Origin of the sequence: Bradyrhizobium sp. CCGE-LA001, assembly GCF_000296215.2 — a bacterium.
Taxonomy (GTDB): domain Bacteria; phylum Pseudomonadota; class Alphaproteobacteria; order Rhizobiales; family Xanthobacteraceae; genus Bradyrhizobium.
Genome location: NZ_CP013949.1, coordinates 4,368,963 through 4,387,002, shown reverse-complemented (window position 1 = coordinate 4,387,002; position 18,040 = coordinate 4,368,963). Strand labels below are relative to the sequence as shown.

Annotated in this window: 15 protein-coding genes; 13 read left to right on the top strand and 2 right to left on the bottom strand. The window is 64.5% G+C overall.

Going from position 1 to position 18,040, the window contains the following annotated elements; all coding sequences use genetic code 11:
* The first annotated feature begins 172 nt into the window (after window positions 1-172).
* The 7 genes from BCCGELA001_RS20295 (at window position 173) to BCCGELA001_RS20270 (ending at window position 7,543) form a co-directional block, all read left to right on the top strand.
* Window positions 173-1,909, top strand: a complete 1,737-nt coding sequence (locus BCCGELA001_RS20295; RefSeq protein WP_060736157.1) for an adenylate/guanylate cyclase domain-containing protein — start codon at window positions 173-175, stop codon at window positions 1,907-1,909.
* A 126-nt stretch (window positions 1,910-2,035) separates the two neighbouring features.
* Window positions 2,036-2,212 (top strand): hypothetical protein, encoded by a 177-nt coding sequence (locus BCCGELA001_RS38435; RefSeq protein ID WP_008547284.1) that lies wholly within the window; start codon window positions 2,036-2,038, stop codon window positions 2,210-2,212.
* 148 nt (window positions 2,213-2,360) lie between these two features.
* On the top strand, window positions 2,361-2,582 hold the full coding sequence (locus BCCGELA001_RS20290) for a hypothetical protein (protein ID WP_008547283.1): 222 nt from the start codon (window positions 2,361-2,363) through the stop codon (window positions 2,580-2,582).
* Between the two features lie 115 nt (window positions 2,583-2,697).
* Window positions 2,698-2,955 (top strand): hypothetical protein, encoded by a 258-nt coding sequence (locus BCCGELA001_RS20285; protein WP_060736156.1) that lies wholly within the window; start codon window positions 2,698-2,700, stop codon window positions 2,953-2,955.
* A 108-nt stretch (window positions 2,956-3,063) separates the two neighbouring features.
* Entirely contained in the window at window positions 3,064-3,645 is a 582-nt protein-coding gene (locus tag BCCGELA001_RS20280) for a hypothetical protein (protein ID WP_008547278.1), read from the top strand.
* Between the two features lie 1,365 nt (window positions 3,646-5,010).
* The gene (ilvD, locus tag BCCGELA001_RS20275) at window positions 5,011-6,732 is read left to right on the top strand and encodes a dihydroxy-acid dehydratase (protein WP_060736155.1); all 1,722 of its coding nucleotides are present in this window, start codon (window positions 5,011-5,013) and stop codon (window positions 6,730-6,732) included.
* A complete protein-coding gene (locus BCCGELA001_RS20270) occupies window positions 6,719-7,543 on the top strand; it encodes a tetratricopeptide repeat protein (RefSeq protein WP_060736154.1) in 825 nt (274 codons plus the stop codon). The genes ilvD and BCCGELA001_RS20270 overlap by 14 nt, the downstream gene beginning before the upstream one ends.
* A gap of 146 nt (window positions 7,544-7,689) precedes the next feature.
* Here the strand turns inward: BCCGELA001_RS20270 and xth are convergent, their stop codons facing one another.
* Window positions 7,690-8,487: an exodeoxyribonuclease III gene (xth, locus tag BCCGELA001_RS20265; protein ID WP_060736153.1), complete on the bottom strand. Its 798-nt coding sequence runs from the start codon at window positions 8,485-8,487 to the stop codon at window positions 7,690-7,692.
* Window positions 8,488-8,642: 155 nt separating this feature from the next.
* Here xth and BCCGELA001_RS20260 point away from each other — a divergent pair, with 155 nt between their 5' ends.
* Window positions 8,643-10,952, top strand: coding sequence for a hybrid sensor histidine kinase/response regulator (locus BCCGELA001_RS20260; protein ID WP_060736152.1), 2,310 nt, complete (start codon window positions 8,643-8,645; stop codon window positions 10,950-10,952).
* A gap of 12 nt (window positions 10,953-10,964) precedes the next feature.
* On the opposite strand, the gene erpA is transcribed toward BCCGELA001_RS20260, so the two are convergent.
* Window positions 10,965-11,294: an iron-sulfur cluster insertion protein ErpA gene (gene erpA, locus BCCGELA001_RS20255; RefSeq protein WP_008547246.1), complete on the bottom strand. Its 330-nt coding sequence runs from the start codon at window positions 11,292-11,294 to the stop codon at window positions 10,965-10,967.
* A gap of 110 nt (window positions 11,295-11,404) precedes the next feature.
* Here erpA and BCCGELA001_RS20250 point away from each other — a divergent pair, with 110 nt between their 5' ends.
* From BCCGELA001_RS20250 to BCCGELA001_RS20230, 5 genes are all read left to right on the top strand, one after another.
* Window positions 11,405-12,613 carry a deoxyguanosinetriphosphate triphosphohydrolase gene (locus BCCGELA001_RS20250; RefSeq protein ID WP_144441385.1) on the top strand — a complete coding sequence of 403 codons (1,209 nt, stop codon included), beginning with the start codon at window positions 11,405-11,407 and terminating at the stop codon, window positions 12,611-12,613.
* Between the two features lie 9 nt (window positions 12,614-12,622).
* Window positions 12,623-14,413, top strand: coding sequence for an arginine--tRNA ligase (gene argS / locus BCCGELA001_RS20245; RefSeq protein ID WP_060736150.1), 1,791 nt, complete (start codon window positions 12,623-12,625; stop codon window positions 14,411-14,413).
* Between the two features lie 139 nt (window positions 14,414-14,552).
* Window positions 14,553-16,115, top strand: a complete 1,563-nt coding sequence (locus BCCGELA001_RS20240; RefSeq protein WP_060737746.1) for an SPOR domain-containing protein — start codon at window positions 14,553-14,555, stop codon at window positions 16,113-16,115.
* 46 nt (window positions 16,116-16,161) lie between these two features.
* Window positions 16,162-17,190 carry a beta-N-acetylhexosaminidase gene (gene nagZ, locus BCCGELA001_RS20235; RefSeq protein ID WP_008547225.1) on the top strand — a complete coding sequence of 343 codons (1,029 nt, stop codon included), beginning with the start codon at window positions 16,162-16,164 and terminating at the stop codon, window positions 17,188-17,190.
* On the top strand, window positions 17,187-18,026 hold the full coding sequence (locus BCCGELA001_RS20230; RefSeq protein WP_060736149.1) for a segregation and condensation protein A: 840 nt from the start codon (window positions 17,187-17,189) through the stop codon (window positions 18,024-18,026). Before nagZ ends, BCCGELA001_RS20230 begins: the two co-directional genes overlap by 4 nt.
* Window positions 18,027-18,040 lie beyond the last annotated feature (14 nt).

Sequence of the window (18,040 nt, the reverse complement as noted above, 5' to 3'; positions counted from 1 at the left end):
AACTTCCGAAATCGCGCAAAAGGCAGCGCCTTTAACCTTTGTTAACGATCCGGGCTCGCGCGACGGTTGCGCACGGTCCTGGGCGTCAGCCCTGCCAGATTGCGCGTGTTCCCGGCTCCGATTCCGGTGTATTGAGTTCCATCGTTCCTTCTTCAACCTTTGCCCTGCACCTATGCCGATTTTCAACCAGTCGATCCGGCGCAAGATTGTCGGCATCGCCCTCGGATTGATCGTCCTGATGCTGGTCACCTCGATCCTGTCGATGGTGATGTCGAGCCAGGTCGGCGTCCTGCTTGATGAGCTGACCAACCGCTATATCCCCGCTTACGGTAACCTGGCCCGCGCAAATATCCGCTCGCTGGAGCGGTCACTGGCGCTGCGTCGGATGGTGATGGTGAAGATGCAGGAGTCCTCCGACGAGGAGGCCTATGCCGTGCGCCTCAGAGAGTTCGAGCAAGCCGACCTCAGGATCGAGGAGGAGACCTCGAGCGCGCGAAAGCTCATCAACGAGATCCTCGACGATACGAGGACCCCATCCGACAACGCCGCGCTGGCGCGGATCGATACCCGCATCGAGACCGCCGTCTCCGAGCTGCGCCGCGGCATGACTGAGGACCATGCAAAGCTCCTCAAGCAGATCGATGCCAAGCAAATGCCGGACGCGCGCGGCACGCTGGAGCATCTCGACCTCTTGCGCGACCAGTTCAATCAGAAAATCGACGGCATTCGCGCCGATATGCTCAAGCAGGTGTTCGCCGCCACGTCGACGGTGATCGGCCGCCAACATCAGGCGATCATCATTTCGGGCGTTGTCACTGTCCTAGCTGCTGTGGTCGGCTTTGTCTTTGCACTGATGGTTTCCAGCGGCATCACCCGGCCGGTGCGGCTGCTCCTCGCCGGCACGCGCGAGGTCGAAGCGGGCCGGTTCGACAAGACCATTACCGTTTCCACGCAAGACGAGATCGGCGAGCTCGCGGCCGCCTTCAACCGCATGATCGAGCAGCTGCGTCATAACGAGCGCATCCGCGAGACGTTCGGCCGCTACATCGATCCCAAGGTCGTGCAGGGCCTGATCGACCGGCCAGAGGTCGCCATCGATGGCCAGCGCCGGGTGATGACCATCATGTTCTGCGACATGAGCGGTTTCACCTCCATGAGCGAGGGCATGACCCCGCGTGGCCTCGTCAAGGTGATGAACCACTACTTCACGGTGATGTCCGGCCCCATCCGGAGCCATCGTGGCGTCATCGACAAATACATCGGCGACGCCATCATGGCCTATTGGGGCCCGCCCTTTATCGAGGAGGACGAGCCGGCGCTGTTTGCCTGCTACGCGGCCATCGACATGGCGGATCAGGTGCCCGCGCTCCAGAAGCAATTGCCGGACCTGCTCGGGATCCGCGCCATGCCCGTGCCTTGCGACTTGCGCATCGGTATCGCGACCGGGGAAGTGCTGACCGGTAGCATCGGCTCCGAGCTGATGATGAGCTTCACCGTGATGGGCGATGCCGTGAACCTCGCCTCGCGCCTCGAGGTGGTCAACAAGGTCTACGGCACCCGCATCCTGATCTCGCAGGCCACGGCGGATGCGATTGGATCGAACCTTGAACTGCGCGAGATCGACCGTCTCGCGGTGGCCGGCCAGAGTGAGCCGCAGGCCATTTTCGAGGTGATGAGCAAGGCGCACGGGCTCAGCATTCCGCAGGAGAACCTGCGCACGCACTATGCCGAAGGTCTTGCCGCCTATCGTGCGCAGCGTTTCGACGACGCCCGCGTCGCCTTCAACGCAGCGCTTGAAGCGGTACCTGGTGACGGCCCTTCGCGTACGCTGCTCGGCCGCATCGCGCAGTTCGAAGTCAATTCGCCGGGCAATGGGTGGGACGGAGCTTGGCGGCTGGATCAGAAATAGCCGTCCTTATCGAGCTGGCATCGCTGAGTCGGGAAAAAACGGTTCTAGTCGATAACGATGTTCGCCGTGACCTATTTCCCGGGCTTACGTTAAGTGTCCCTTGTGGCGTTTGATGGGGACACGCCGATGACCGATCTTCATGACAGGCTGGAACGGTTCGAGACGCTCACCGCCGAATGCGAGCTGATCGCCAAGCTCGCCACCGACAGCACCAAGCGCGAATTCTACCTGAAGCTCGGCGAACAGTACCGCCAGCTGGCGGTGGATATGCGACAGGTGATTGCAGCCAGAGCTGCGGCCTGATCGGTGGCAATCCCTTCTTAACGTTTGGCGCGCATCCTCGGGTGCATGCGGGCGTCGCTGACCGGCGATACCCGTAGTGGGAAGGCCGGGGTTCGTTGCAATGCAGCGTTCCTCGCGAGTGTCGTTGTCGTGCTGACAGGGCAATCCCATGCGCCTCGTTGCAGTGATCATGCTTGCGCTCATGACGGCGGCCTGCGATCAAGGGCAGGACATCACTGGCTCGACCTCGGCCTCGGTCTCGTCCTGCCCGTTGCGAAACTACAGCTACAATCCGCGCGACATGAAGCAGTGCGTGGACGCCTGCAAAGCGTGCGATCGTGGCACCACGGTCACCTGCTCGACGTCCTGTACCCTCAAGGGGGCTCGCTGAGCGGACCGGCGGAACACAGGTTGGCAGCAGACATGGCGCTGCCGGTGCTGGGGCACCGGAACGATTCACATGGATTAATCATTGAAGAAGCGGGCAGGACGCGGAGTCCGATGGAATGGGTATGCTCGATCCCGGCCGGTTCTTGGTATCGTGCTCGCAATGCGATGCCTGGCCGATGGCCGCCAACGTGAAACGTTCAAGCTGGTCGGCATCCCCGCACGAGGTCCGTTTCGTGTGCCCGCGCTGCCGCCGCGAGGAGACTGCGATCGTCTCGCCCTCCGGCGAGTTGACACCGATCAAGCGGATCGACGTCCCACCGCGGGACGTCGCCGTCGCCTGGGCCCAGGCCCAGCGCCAAAGGGGCCGGACCTGAGCACCCGGTACGCAATCGGAACCTGCCGCTCTCAATGGTACGACGTGTCGTTTCTGAGACGGTTCATGTCTGGACGAGTGTGCTAGGATTGCGCTCAGGAGTTCAATCATGACCGCTCGCATCCTGCCATATCACGCCGACCGTTTGCGGCTTCATCCTGTGCCGCCACGCCTTGCGCCGCTGTTCTGCCTTGCGCTGCTGACGGCGTCGTGCGCGCTCGCGAGCTTCGCGTTGGCTTGCGCGACGCCCTTTGCGGCCTTCGCGGTTCTCGCGGCCGCGATGTTGCCGCTGCGTCCGGCACTGCTCGTCGTCATGGGCGCGTGGCTCGTGAATCAGAGCATCGGCTTCGGCGCGCTGCATTATCCCGTGGACGGCGGAACCATGGCCTGGGGTCTTGCGATGGGCGCGGCTGCACTGCTGGCGACTGCGGTGTCGTCCGCCGTGCTGCGGACGCTGCCGCAGGGCCGCACGGCGCTGACGCTGGCCGTCACGCTCGTTGCCGCCTATGCGACCTATGAGCTCGCGCTGCTTGCCGTGACGCCGTTGCTGGGCGGCGAGGGCGCCTTCACGGCGGCCATCGTGACCCGCATCGGGCTGACCAGTGCCGCCTGGCTCGCCGGCCTCGTCGCCGCCTGCGAGATCGTTCGTCTGGCCGATCCGCTCCGGCGCAAGGAAGCGATGTCGGCCTGAGTGGTCTTCCTGCCGCCGCGCCTGTGTCGCCCTCTGTCAATCCAGTTTGGGAAAAATATTCCGCTTTACCGAAATTCGGAATTGACGTATGTGTCGTTCATCCCGGCTCACCCTTGAGGGGCGGTCATGTTGTCGTGTGATCGCAGAGCCGGGCTTGCGGTGGACGCAGCAGCGTCGTGCGCGAAAGCTAGGGGCAGGGCGGATTGCTCTCCGTGAGCCCTTCGCATCGCGTGGACGAGCGGCGCTGTCAGGTTCGTCGCGTCATATTCCGAGGGCAAGGTGCACAACGCCGTCGGACCCTGTGGCGCCAACGAACCGTGCGTACGGCAAAACCGTGTGGTCCTGGCCGTCGTTGCTACGGTCAAGCTCTTGCGGATGCGGCACTAGCGTCAACCGGCGCGGGGACGGTGAATTCCGTGAGGGGGAGGGAGGCCAGAAGGAACTCGGCTCCCGGGAGAGCGCGGCATAAGCCGTCCGACCATCGCGCAGGGAAGGCCGTGTGTTGGGCTTCACCTGTATGCTGCTGTGCGGTTTTCTGCGTGTGCCTTTTGCGCAGCGGACCGCGGGTGCCGCCGGCACCCGGCCTTCCCTGCGCCCTCTTGGGTTTTGAGGGTGGAGCGATCAAGCAAAGCTCGGGCGAATTGAGCCGCGAGGCTGCGAAGCCGTGTCTTTAGCCATACACTCAGTGTCATCGTCCGCGAAGGCGGACGATCCAGTACTCCGAGACGTTCGTGATTGAATCGAGAAGCCGCGGCGTACTGGATTCCCCGCCTTCGCGGGGAATGACAGCGTTGATTGGGGGCCAACTCTGCCGCCTCATACTCCGTCGTTGCGAGGAGCGAAGCGACGAAGCAATCCAGAATCCCTCCGCGGAGAAAACTCTGGTTGCTTCGCGCGCTCGCAATGGCGAGGCGGAGATAGTGATGCGCCAGACTCCGACCTCGTGCCCGGGCCGCAGCGCAGCGTCACTTCGACGGTGCGCTTCTGAGCCGGGATACGAGGGTGCGGCAGATGCGCCGACTCGGCTCACGCGTGTAATCTGATCTCCGAGCAAGAACGGGTGCGCCTTCCGGTGTCATGAAATCAAAGATTGTGAACCGGCACTTGGTGGAGGTATCGAAGTAGCGAGGCCCGTGTCTTCCCGGTAACGATTGTGCTGTCTTCGCAACACTCATCCCAGATTTGTCCTTCATCACCGGCCGTTCGCATCACCGCCGCTTTTTGGCCACACCCGAACATGAATAAAATCGCTCTAATGTTTTAGGAGCAGCGGCAGTCCTCGACGCCACGGAAATCCCAAGGTCGATTCAAATCTTGGCTCTGATTTTTCGGGTCTGAAAGGGTTGGCCGGGGAAACTGGTTGCGATGGGCGCCAAGATTGACAAGCAGAGGCTACCGAGCCGTCACGTGACGGAAGGCCCTGCGCGCGCGCCGCATCGGTCCTACTTCTACGCGATGGGTCTGACCACCGAGCAGATCCACCAGCCGTTCGTCGGCGTCGCCTCCTGCTGGAATGAGGCGGCTCCCTGCAACATCGCCCTGATGCGCCAGGCGCAGGCCGTTAAGAAGGGCGTGGCGTCGGCCGGCGGCACGCCGCGCGAATTCTGCACCATCACCGTGACCGACGGCATCGCCATGGGCCATGACGGCATGCGCTCCTCGCTGCCGTCGCGCGAATGCATCGCCGACTCGGTCGAGCTGACCGTGCGCGGCCATGCCTATGACGCGCTGGTCGGCCTCGCCGGCTGCGACAAGTCGCTACCGGGCATGATGATGGCGATGGTCCGCCTCAACGTGCCCTCGATCTTCATCTATGGCGGCTCGATCCTGCCCGGCAATTTCCGCGGGCAGCAGGTCACCGTCCAGGACATGTTCGAGGCCGTCGGCAAGCACTCGGTCGGCGCCATGTCGGACGAGGATCTCGACGAGATCGAGCGCGTGGCCTGCCCATCGGCGGGCGCCTGCGGCGCGCAGTTCACCGCCAACACGATGGCGACCGTCTCCGAGGCCATCGGCCTTGCGCTACCGTACTCGGCGGGTGCCCCGGCACCGTACGAAATCCGCGATGCGTTTTGCATGACCGCGGGCGAGAAGGTCATGGACCTGATCGCTCAGAACCTTCGGCCGCGTGACATCGTCACGCGCAAGGCGCTGGAGAATGCGGCTGCCGTGGTGGCGGCCTCCGGCGGCTCGACCAATGCTGCACTGCACCTGCCGGCGATCGCGCATGAGGCCGGCATCAAGTTCGACCTGTTCGACGTCGCCGCAATCTTCAAAAAGACACCATATGTCGCGGATTTGAAGCCGGGCGGCCGTTATGTCGCCAAAGACATGTTTGAAGTAGGTGGCATACCGCTTCTGATGAAGACGCTGCTCGACAACGGATTTCTCCACGGCGACTGCATTACGGTCACCGGTCGAACGATCGCCGAAAACCTCAAAAGCGTGAAGTGGAATCCGCACCAAGACGTGGTGCACCCGGCAGACAAGCCGATCACCGTCACTGGCGGTGTGGTGGGTTTGAAGGGCAATTTGGCGCCAGAAGGTGCGATCGTGAAAGTCGCGGGAATGTCCAACCTCAGGTTTACCGGTCCGGCCAGGTGCTTCGACCGTGAGGAGGATGCTTTCGAGGCCGTCCAGAACCGCACCTACCGCGAAGGCGAAGTCATCGTGATCCGCTACGAGGGGCCCAAGGGCGGCCCCGGCATGCGGGAAATGCTCCAGACCACCGCAGCGCTGACCGGCCAGGGCATGGGCGGCAAGATCGCGCTCATCACCGACGGCCGCTTCTCCGGCGCTACCCGCGGCTTCTGTATCGGCCATGTCGGCCCCGAGGCCGCGATCGGCGGCCCGATCGGCCTGCTCGAGGATGGCGACATCATCGAGATCGACGCCGTCGCCGGTACCCTTAACGTAAAATTGAGCGACCAGGAGCTCGCCCAACGCAAGACCAAATGGAGCGCTCGCGCGACAAACCACACGTCAGGTGCGCTCTGGAAGTATGCTCAGCAGGTTGGACCAGCGGTCGGAGGGGCAGTAACCCATCCGGGCGGCGCGCACGAGAAACAGTGCTATGCGGACATCTAGGCGTACCACAGTTGCGTTTGTGTTGGGGGCTATAGCGCTGGCCGCGCCGGCGCTCGCCTTTGACGGTGCGCCGGTCAACAAGGACACCGCCATCCCCGTCGTGACCACCCTGCCTGGCGCCGCAGCCGCGGTTCGCACCAAGGTACCGCCGGCGGTCGCCACCCAGGAAACTTCGCTCACCGCGCTGCAATATGCCGCCGAGGGCGGTCACCCCATCGCGCAATGGAAGCTCGGCCGCATGTACGCCAATGGCGACGGCGTCGCCCAGGACGATCTGCGCGCCTTCGAATATTTCAGCCGCATCGCCAACGCGCATGCCGAGGACAGCCCGTCGGCGCCGCAGGCCCAGATCGTGGCCAACGCCTTCGTCGCGCTCGGCCGGTACTATCTGAGCGGCATCCCGAACTCGAAGGTCAAGTCGGATCCGGACCGGGCGCGGGAGATGTTCTCCTATGCCGCGTCCTATTTCGGCAACGCCGACGCGCAGTACGATCTGGCGCGGCTGTACCTGAAGACGCCGGACGCCTCGCGCGAGGATTTCCGCTACGGCGCACGCTGGCTTGGCCTTGCCGCCCAGAAGGGCCAACATCAGGCCCAGGCGCTGCTCGGGCAGATGCTGTTCAACGGCGACCGGCTGCCGCGGCAGGCCGCGCGCGGCCTGATGTGGCTGACCCTGGCGCGTGACAGCGCCGGTGCCGAAGAAGTCTGGATCAAGGAAAGCTACAACCGCGCCTTCGCCAAGGCCTCCGACGACGACCGCGCCATGGCTCTGCAAATGCTGGAGCAGTGGGTGCAGGGCCGCCGGGAGTAGAAGCGGCAATCTCAGTGCCGTAGGGTGGGCAAAGCGGAGCGTGCCCACCACCACTATCCCTCGCAGACAGATCGTGGGCACGGCGCTGTGCGCCTTTGCCCACCCTACGGCACTTGCGACTGCGGCCGGCTCCTGCGGGCGTTACGTTAGGCCGCCTCGAGATCGAGATCCGCCCACACCGGCACGTGGTCCGACGGCTTCTCCCAAGCCCGCACATAGCTGTCGATCCCGACATTGGCGAGCTTGTCGCTGGCTTGCGGCGACAGCAGCAGATGGTCGATCCGCAGGCCCTGGTTTTTCTGCCAGGCCCCGGCCTGGTAATCCCAGAACGTATAGAGGCCCGGCTCATCGGTGACCGCCCGCAAGGCATCGGTAAGGCCGAGGCCGAGCAGGGATTGAAAGCTCTCGCGCGTCTCGGCCTTGAACAGGGCGTCCTCGGTCCAGGCGGCGGGGTTGTGGACGTCACGGGCGTGCGGGATGACGTTGAAGTCGCCGGCAAGGATCAGCGGCTCCTCGGTCTTAAGGCGTTCCTTCGAGTACTCAAGAAGCCGCGACATCCATTTGAGCTTGTAGGGATATTTCTCCGTCCCGACCGGATTGCCGTTGGGCAGATAGAGGCAGGCGATGCGCAGTACGCCGGTCTTGAGCGTCACCACGCCTTCGAGGAAGCGGGCATGGGCATCCTCGTCGTCGCCGGCAAGGCCCGACTTGGTCTCGTCGAACCGGAGCTTGGAGAGCAGGGCGACGCCGTTGAAGGTCTTCTGCCCGTGCGTCACCACATTGTAGCCGAGCGCCTCGATCTCCAGCCGCGGGAAGGCCTCGTCGACGCATTTGATCTCCTGCAGGCAGACGATGTCCGGCTGGCACTCCTTTAGCCAGCTCAGGAGGAGGTCGATCCGCTGCCGGACCGAGTTCACGTTCCAGGTGGCTACTCTGATGGGCATGGTGGGGGGCTCCGGGCAGGGGCCATGGTTAGAACAAACTGCCAACGCGCCCGTCAAGGACGCCGCAAAATCTCCCACAAAATTAACCCGCCCTAAGCGCGCGCCGGGGCATTGATGGGCGAAAAGGTTCCACGGATGGATGGCCGGACAAATCCATGACGCGAACTAAGCCGCGCGACGGTCTGGTCGGCGCGTTCCTGTACTGGCTCGGCGGCTTCGAAATCGAGGACGGCTTGACCGCCGATCTCAGCGAGCGCGAGCTGCGCCGCATTCGCGCCAAGCAGATCGACGCGGTGACGCGGCTGATCCCGGTGACGATGGCCGTCACCATGCTCAATGTCGGCATCGTGCTGATCCTGTTCTGGGGCAAGGGCTGGAACGACTTTCTCGCGATCTGGGGCCTGACACTCGCCGCCACCGCCTCGCTCGCGGTGCGCTCGTGGCGGCGGTCGCATCGACATCCGCCGCAGGAGGCCTCGCCTCGCGCCGCGCGGCAGACGCTGCGACAGGCGTTCTTCCTCGCGGCGATCTGGGGCACGCTGCCGCTGGCCCTGTTCAGCCGCATCGAGCCGACCAACCAGCTCATCCTGGCCTGCCTGATGGTCGGCATGATGTCGGGCGGCGCGTTCACGCTGTCCACCTTTCCGCGTGCCGGCCTCGTCTATCTCGCCGCCATGACGTTCGCCTGCGCCGGCGCGCTGCTGCTGTGCGGCACGGGTCCCTATCTCGTCGCCGCGGTGTTCCTGCTGCTGTTCGCGTTCTTCATGGCGCGCAACATCGTCTCCCAGGGCAACCTCTTCCTTGGCAATCTCAAGGCCCAGCTCGAGCTCGAGCGGCAGACCGAGATCATCTCGCTGCTGCTGAAGGACTTTCAGGAGAATGCCAGCGACTGGCTGTGGCAGACCGATGCCGAGGGGCGTCTGGTCGAGGTGCCCGAACGCTTCGCCGCGGTCGCGCAGCTGCCGCTTCCGCTGCTCAAGGGATCGCATTTCGCCGACGTGTTGGACATGCTCTGCCCCGAGGACAAGACGGCCGCCTACAACATCGTCGGTCTGATGGAGCAGGCCGAGCCGCTGCACGAGATGAACCTCAAGGTCGTTGCCGGTGGCGAGGCGCGGTTGTGGTCGCTGACGGCGAAGCCGGCCCATGATCGCGACGGTCATTTTCTCGGCTATCGCGGCTTCGGCCGCGACGTCACCGAACGCTGGCGCGCGGAAAAGGCCGAGGCCGAGAGCCGTGCCAAGTCCGACTTCCTGGCGGTGATGAGCCACGAGATCCGCACGCCGATGAACGGCGTGCTCGGGCTCGCCAGCATGCTGCTGGAGACCAAGCTCGATCCGGAGCAACGCGAGGCCGTCACCACGATCCGCGAGTCCGGCGACAATCTCCAGCGCATCCTCAATGACATCCTCGACCTGTCCAAGCTCGAGGCCGGCCGCTTCCAATTCGAGGCGATCGATTTTGCCCCGCAGGCGCTGGTCGAAGCCGTCGCGGCCGTGGGGCGCGCGAGCGCCAAGAGCAAGGGGCTCACGGTCAAGGTCGCACTCGATCCGAACCTGCCGCCGACATTGCGCGGCGACGTCGCGCGCATCCGTCAGGTGCTGCTCAACCTCGTGTCCAATGCGGTGAAGTTCACCGACGAAGGCGAGGTGACGATCTCGGCGATCTGCCAGGCGCGGCGCGATCTGCTGGCGACCGTCGAATGGACGGTGACCGACAGCGGCATCGGCATCGCGCCCGAAAAGCTCGGTCTGCTATTCAGCGATTTCGCCCAGGCCGACGCCTCGATCAGCCGCCGCTTCGGCGGCACCGGCCTTGGCCTTGCGATCAGCAGGCGCATCATCGAGCAGATGGGCGGCACCATCGACGTGACCTCGACGCCGGGCGAGGGCTCGGCTTTCCGCTTTACGCTGGTGCTGCCTTGGAGCCAGGCCCAGGCGTCCGATCAGGACGCCGGCCGCGATGACGCCGAGGAGTTGAAGACCCGCATCGCCGACCTCGATCGGCCGCTAAGGGTGCTGGTCGCGGAGGACGACGCCGTCAACCGCATGGTCGTGAGCAAGATGTTAGGGGCCTTCGAGGTCGAGCTTCGCATCGTCACCGACGGCGTGCAGGCTGTCGCGGCGGCTTCCGATGGCGACTACGATGTCGTGCTGATGGATGTGCGCATGCCCGACATGGACGGATTAGCTGCGACCCGCGCGATCCGTGAGCAGGGCGGGAGCTACGAAACCTTGCCGATCGTTGCGCTCACCGCCAACGCGTTCTCCGAGGACGTCAGAATCTGCCGCCAAGCGGGCATGTCGGACTTCCTCGCCAAGCCGCTGCGCAAGCCGGCGCTGATCGCGGCCCTTCTGCGCGCGCTGGATGGCTACGTCATGTCGGAGGACGCACCGCTGCAGCCGGAATTGATGCCGGTCGAGGTCGAGTGGACAGACGAGGAGAGACAGGCAACAGGCGCGTGATTATTTCCGCGCTTAGACCGAGAAGCTAGTCCCGCAGCCGCAGGACGCCGTCGCGTTCGGATTGTTGACACGGAACGAGGCGCCGATCAGGTCGTCGACGAAATCGACCTGTGATCCCGCCAGGAACGGCTGCGAGGCGGAATCGACCAACACCACCGCGTTGTCCTGCTCGATCACGAGATCGTCGTCGGTGCGGGAACGGTCGATGTCGAACTTGTACTGAAAGCCCGAGCAGCCGCCGCCCTCGACCGAAATGCGCAGCATCGCACCCGAACCTTCGCCCTTGAGGATCTCCCCAATCCGGCGCGCGGCCCGGTCGCTGATGGTCACGGCAGTCGTCATCACTGGTCTCCGATAGTCCCGCAGTCATACCCAATTCATTTGGTATCCCGCGCCCGACATAGTTAAGTGCCACAATACGCAGAATCAAATGGATAGGGACTAAATTCGCCGTGTCCGTCGGAATGGCAGCCCCCCGTGCGCCCTATGCCTGCGACCCCGATCGCAGCCGCGGCCGGCTGGTCGCCGAGCCCCCGAGTCGGACCCGCAGCCCGTTCCGGCGGGATTGCGACCGGGTGATCCATTCCACCGCGTTCCGCCGCCTGAAGTACAAGACCCAGGTGTTCGTGTTCCATGAGGGCGACCACTATCGCACCCGGCTGACGCATTCGCTGGAGGTGGCGCAGATCGCCCGCGCGCTGGCCCGGCAACTCGGCCTGGACGAGGACCTCACCGAGACTCTGGCGCTGGCGCACGACCTCGGCCATCCGCCGTTCGGCCATGCCGGCGAACGGGCGCTGGACGCCTGCCTGAGGGCGTTCGGCGGCTTCGACCACAACGCCCAGACGCTCCGCGTCGTCGCCGCGCTGGAGCACCGTTACCCCGAGTTCGACGGTCTGAACCTGACCTGGGAATCGCTGGAGGGCATTGTCAAGCACAACGGCCCGCTGACTGATCGCAGCGGCGCCCCGACCGAGCGCTATCGTGAGTATGGCATTCCCGTCGGGATCGCTGACTACATCAAGACCTATGATCTCGAATTGTGGAGCTTCGCCTCGCTCGAGGCGCAGGTCGCCGCGATCGCCGACGACATTGCCTATGATGCCCACGACATCGACGACGGCCTGCGTGCCGGCCTGTTCCACCTCGACGATCTCAAGGTGATACCGCTGACCGCGGAGATCATCGCCGAGACCTCGGCGCATTATCCCGACCTCGAAGATGTCAGGCGCGGCGCCGAACTGGTCCGCGAGCTGATCTCGCACCTGATCGGTGCGGTGTTCGCCGAGGCCCAGAAGAACCTTGCGGCCGTCAAGCCGCAATCGGCCCAGGATGTCCGCCAGCAGAGCCGGGCTCTGGTCACGTTTCCTGCGGAGGTCGCTGAGGAGGAGGCCGCCATCAAGCGCTTCCTGTACCAGCACATGTACCGCCACAAGCGGGTGATGCGGGTGATGGCGGAGGCGGAGCAGATCCTGTTCGACCTGTTCGCGAGATACCTGAAGGAGCCATCTGAACTGCCGCCGGAATGGCTGCTCGGGGCGGAGGCGGACAATGAGGGCGACCGGGCGCGCCGGATCGGCAATTTCATTGCCGGAATGACCGACCGCTTCGCCCTGACCGAGCACCAGCGGCTTTTTGACTCGACCCCGGATTTGCGTTAGGCGGCGGCCATGCCCCAGACCTCCTCATCCCTGCATTTGTTCGCCGACGTGCTCGCGCGCGTGCACGCCGCCTGCCGTACGCTGGCCGTGGAGGCCAACTGGCCTGAGGGGGTCGATTTCGCGCGCGTGGTGGTCGAGCCGCCGCGCGATGCCTCCCATGGCGACATGGCGACGAATGCCGCCATGGTGCTTGCGAAAGAAGCCAAGGCTAAGCCGCGCGATCTCGCCGAGCAGATTGCCGAGCGGCTGCGCACTGATGCGCTGATCGCCAAGGTGGATGTCGCCGGCCCCGGCTTCATCAATCTGACCTTGAAGCCGGCCGCCTGGGCCGAGGCGCTGCGCACGGTGCTGCGCGAGGGCGCCGATTACGGCCGTGTCCACGGCGGCTCCAAGGTCAATGTTGAATATGTCTCGGCCAATCCCACGGGGCCGATGCATGTCGGCCACTGCCGCGGTGCGGTGTTCGGCGACGCGCTGGCGAGCCTGCTTCAGTTCGCAGGCCACGACGTCACGCGCGAATATTACATCAACGACGCCGGTGCCCAGGTCGACGTGCTCGCCCGCTCTGCGTTCCTCAGGTACCGCGAGGCGTTGGGACAGGACATCGGCGCGATCCCCGAAGGGCTCTATCCCGGCGATTACCTCAAACCCGTCGGCGCAGCGCTGGCGAAAGAGCACGGCGACAAGCTGCTCAGGATGAGCGAGGCCGAGTGGCTGCCGACGGTGCGCGCCAAGGCGATCGCGATGATGATGGACGAGATCAAGGACGATCTCGCTGCCCTCAACATCCGCCACGACGTGTTCTTCTCCGAGCGATCGCTGATCGAGACCGGCAACAACAAGGTCGCTGAGACCATCGATTTCCTGCGCGCCAAGGGCGACATCTATGAGGGCCGTCTGCCGCCGCCGAAGGGCGCGCCGGTGGAGGACTGGGAAGACCGCGAGCAGTTGCTTTTCAAGGCGACCGCCTATGGCGACGATGTCGATCGTCCGCTGATCAAGTCGGACAATTCCTACACCTACTTCGCCTCCGACATCGCCTACCACAAGAACAAGTTCGACCGCGGCTTTGCCGAGATGATCGACGTCTGGGGCGCCGACCATGGCGGCTACATCAAGCGCATGCAGGCGGCGGTGAAGGCGACGACCTCGGGTAAGGGCGCGCTCGACGTCAAGATCGTGCAGCTGGTGAAGTTGCTGCGCAACGGCGAGCCCGTGAAAATGTCCAAGCGGAGCGGGGACTTCGTCACCTTGCGTGAGGTGGTGGATGAGGTCGGCCAGGACGCGGTCCGCTTCATGATGCTTTACCGGAAGAACGACGCGGTGCTCGATTTCGACCTCGCCAAGGTTATGGAGCAGTCGCGCGACAATCCGGTGTTCTACGTCCAGTACGGTCACGCCCGCGGCCATTCGATCTTCCGCAACGCGCGCGCCGAGGTGTTCCCCGAACTGCCCGAAGATTCGGACAAGCGGATCGCCTGGCTAAGTGAGTCGGCTGTGGAACGGCTGTCGGACCCGGTCGAGCTTGAACTTCTCAAGCGGCTTGCAATATATCCTCGCATGCTGGAAGCCGCTGCCGCGGCCCATGAGCCGCACCGAATTGCCTTTTATCTCTATGATTTAGCCAGCGAATTTCATGCACTTTGGACGAAGGGGCGGGATTTGCCCTATTTACGCTTCATTATCAATAATGATGCAGTTCTAACGAAGGCGCGACTGGCGATGGTCCAGGGCGTCGTCTCGGTTCTGGCATCGGGCCTCGCCATCCTCGGCGTCCATGCCCCGAACGAGATGCGGTAGTTTGGGGCGAACTACTTAAGAGGAATTCGGGGGTACCGGCAGAAGCCGGATCGCTTAGACTTGGTTGAAAGCCTTGTGGGTCGAAAGCCGTGCCTTGGTCGAGGGGCGCGCGGCTTTCCCGAAGGGACGCATCATCACGATGGCCGAACGATATCAGGACAGACCGTTTCCTTCCGATGACTATGGTCGCGGTGGCGATCAGCATGGGAAGGCGGACAACGATCCCTTGGCCGAGCTCGCCCGTCTGATCGGACAGACCGATCCGTTTGCAGCGCAGTCGCGGCCATCCGCCCGCCCGCCGGCAGCGCCCGCCCCGAGCTATCAGGATCACGATGATCGCCAGGACGGTGATCAGCACGATTATGCCGAGCAGGCTCCGCCGCCCGGACCGCCCTCATGGATGCGTCGAGCAAATGTGCAGCCGCAGCCGGCACCCGAGCCTGACTATCCCGTCTCCGTGAGCCCGGTTCATCCGTTGCATCGCTATTCGGCCCAGCCGGCGGCGCCTGCGCCCGAGCCGGAGTTTCATCAGTCCCAAGCCTATCAGGATCAAGCCTATCAGGATCAGGCCTATCAAGCTCAGGGCTACCAGCAGCATGGCCAGGCCTATCAGGAGCAGATCCATCAGGAGCCGTATCCGCAGCCCGATCCGTCGCGCTACGACGATGCGCTCTATGGTCGGCTCGAGACAGGCGAGCAGGACTACCAGCGTGATCCGGCCTACCCGGATGATCCCTACGCCTACCAGAGCGACTATCCCGAGGCTGAGATCGAGGAGCCGAAGAAGCAGCGCGGCGGCATGATGACGGTCGCAGCCATCCTGGCCCTTGCCGTGGTCGGGACCGGCGCCGCCTTTGCCTACAAGACCTATGTGGGTTCGCCCCGCAGCGGTGAGCCGCCGATCATCAAGGCCGACAACACGCCGACCAAGATCGTGCCGGCGCCGACCGACACGGCGGCCAAGGTGCCGGATCGCATGGTGACGGGTGACGGCACCGAGAAGATCGTCCCGCGCGAAGAGGCGCCTGTCGACGTCAACGCCAGGGCAGGCGGCCCCCGGGTGGTGTTTCCGCCGTTGAACCAGAATGCGAACCCGCCGTCGGTGGCGAGCGTGTCGCCGTCTGCTGTGCCACCGCCGAGCACGGGGGCGAGCAATGGCACGCTGCCGAACAATTCGCCGCGCGCAATCAGGACTGTCGCCGTGAAGGGCGATCAGACCGACAGCGCCACGTCGCAATCGGCCGCTGCCGCCAGGTCGATTGCTGCGCCGAAGCCTGTTGCTGCTGCACCCGTTGCACCGATCGCGCCGCGCAACCCGCCGACTTCGGCCAACGCCAGCGCCAATCAGCCGATGTCGCTGGCGCCGCAATCGATGCCGGCGGCGGAGCCGCCGCAGCGGATGGCTGCGACCACTCCGACTCAGATCGCGCCCGCCAGCAGCGGTGGCGGCTACATCGTGCAGATTTCCTCGCAGCAGAGCGAGGACAGTGCCGTCGCATCCTACCGGGTGCTCCAGGGCAAGTATGGCAGCGTGCTCGGCTCCCGTTCGCCCGTCATCAAGCGTGTCGACCTCACCGACAAGGGCAAGGGCGTCGTCTACCGCGCCTTCGCCGGACCCTATGGTTCGGCCGAGGAAGCGACGCAGGCGTGCAACAGCCTGAAGTCCGCGGGCCTGTCTGCCTGCTTCGTCCAGAGGAATTAACGGCCGTTTCCTTGACCCTCTCGCGGGGCAGGGTTAATCGGCCGTTATGAGCACGCGGGCCTTCATTACCGGTGTATCCGGAACCGAACTGACCGCCACCGAGCGGGAGTTCATCCGTGCCGAACGTCCTTGGGGCTTCATCCTGTTCAAGCGCAATGTTGCCACACCGGCTCAAGTGGCTGCACTGGTTGCGGAATTGCGAGCGGTTACGGGTGTCGCCGACGCCCCTGTCCTGATCGATCAGGAGGGCGGCCGGGTGCAACGGCTCGGACCGCCGCACTGGCCGGTCTATCCGCCGGGGGCCGTATTCGCGAATTTGTACGACAGTGATTCGGCACTTGGGCTCACCGCGGCGCGCCTGAGCGCCCGCTTGATCGCGGCCGATCTCGCCGATCTCGGCATCACCGTGGATTGTCTGCCGCTGGCGGATGTGCCGGTGGCGGGTGCCGATGCCGTCATCGGGAACCGGGCCTACGGCACTGAGCCGGGCATAGTCGCGGCGATCGCGCGCGCTGTCACCGAGGGGCTGGAGCAGGGCGGCGTGTTGCCGGTTCTCAAGCACATTCCCGGCCATGGCCGGGCCACGGCCGACACCCATTTCAAGCTGCCGACGGTCGATACGGCGAGGGACGAGCTGGAACGCACTGATTTTGCCGCGTTCAAGCCTCTCGCCGACCTGCCGATGGCCATGACTGCACATGTTGTGTTTAGCGCGGTCGACCCCGCCCATCCGGCGACGACATCTGCGACAATGATTGCTGACGTGATTCGCGGCGCAATCGGGTTCCAGGGTTTGTTAATGAGTGATGACGTGTCGATGAACGCGCTGTCGGGGAATATCGCCGAGCGGACCCGCGCCATCTTCGCGGCCGCCTGCGATGTGGCCCTGCATTGCAACGGCAACATCGAGGAGATGCGCGAGGTCGCGGGACAGACACCCGAGCTGTCCGGCAGGTCACTGGAGCGGGCGAAGGCCGCGCTCGCCGCACGCAAGCCGCCGCAGCCGTTCGACCGGGCGGCCGCACGCGCGGAACTGGACGCATTGATCGCACGGGCAAACACGGCATCCGCATGACCGCAGAAATCCTATCGTTTGAAACCGGGCGGCCCGCAGAGCTCGCCGAGGGTGAGCCGGCGTTGGTCGTGGACGTCGAGGGCTATGAGGGCCCGCTCGACCTGTTGCTCGCGCTGGCGCGGCAGCAGAAGGTTGATCTCGCCAAGATTTCGATCTTGGCTCTGGCCGACCAGTACCTCCACTTCATCGAAGCTGCGCGAAAAATCCGGCTCGAGCTGGCCGCCGACTACCTCGTCATGGCGGCCTGGCTCGCCTTCCTGAAGTCGCGCCTGTTGCTGCCAGAGCCGCCGAGCGCGGAAGGCCTGAGCGCGGAGCAGATGGCGACGGCGCTGGCCAACCGCCTGCGCCGGCTGGAAGCCATTCGCGAAGCCGCCAACCGGCTGATGAACAGGCCGCAATTGCAGCGCGACATCTTCCCGCGTGGTGAGCCCGAGCAGATCGCCGAGATCAAGCATCCGAAATACACCGCGACGCTGTACGACCTGCTTACTGCCTATGCCGCGCAGCGCCAGTCGCGCGTGCTGGCGAGCGTACATCTGGCCAAGCGCACGGTGTGGTCGCTGGCTGAAGCGCGCGCCACGCTGGAGCGGCTGGTGGGCAGTATCACCGAGCAGGACGATTGGGGTGTTCTCGACGACTTCCTGATCCGCCACGTCGCCGATCCGACGCAGCGCGCGACGGTGTTCGCATCGAGCTTCGCAGCCGCGCTCGAACTCGTGCGCGAGGGGCAGCTCGAGCTGAACCAGAAAGAGGCATTTGCGCCCATCTATTTCCGGAAGGGGCGCCCAAAACCGGTCACGGACGCAGCTCCTGCGCCCGATGCGCCGGTCGCTTAGTGCAAGAAGGAGAA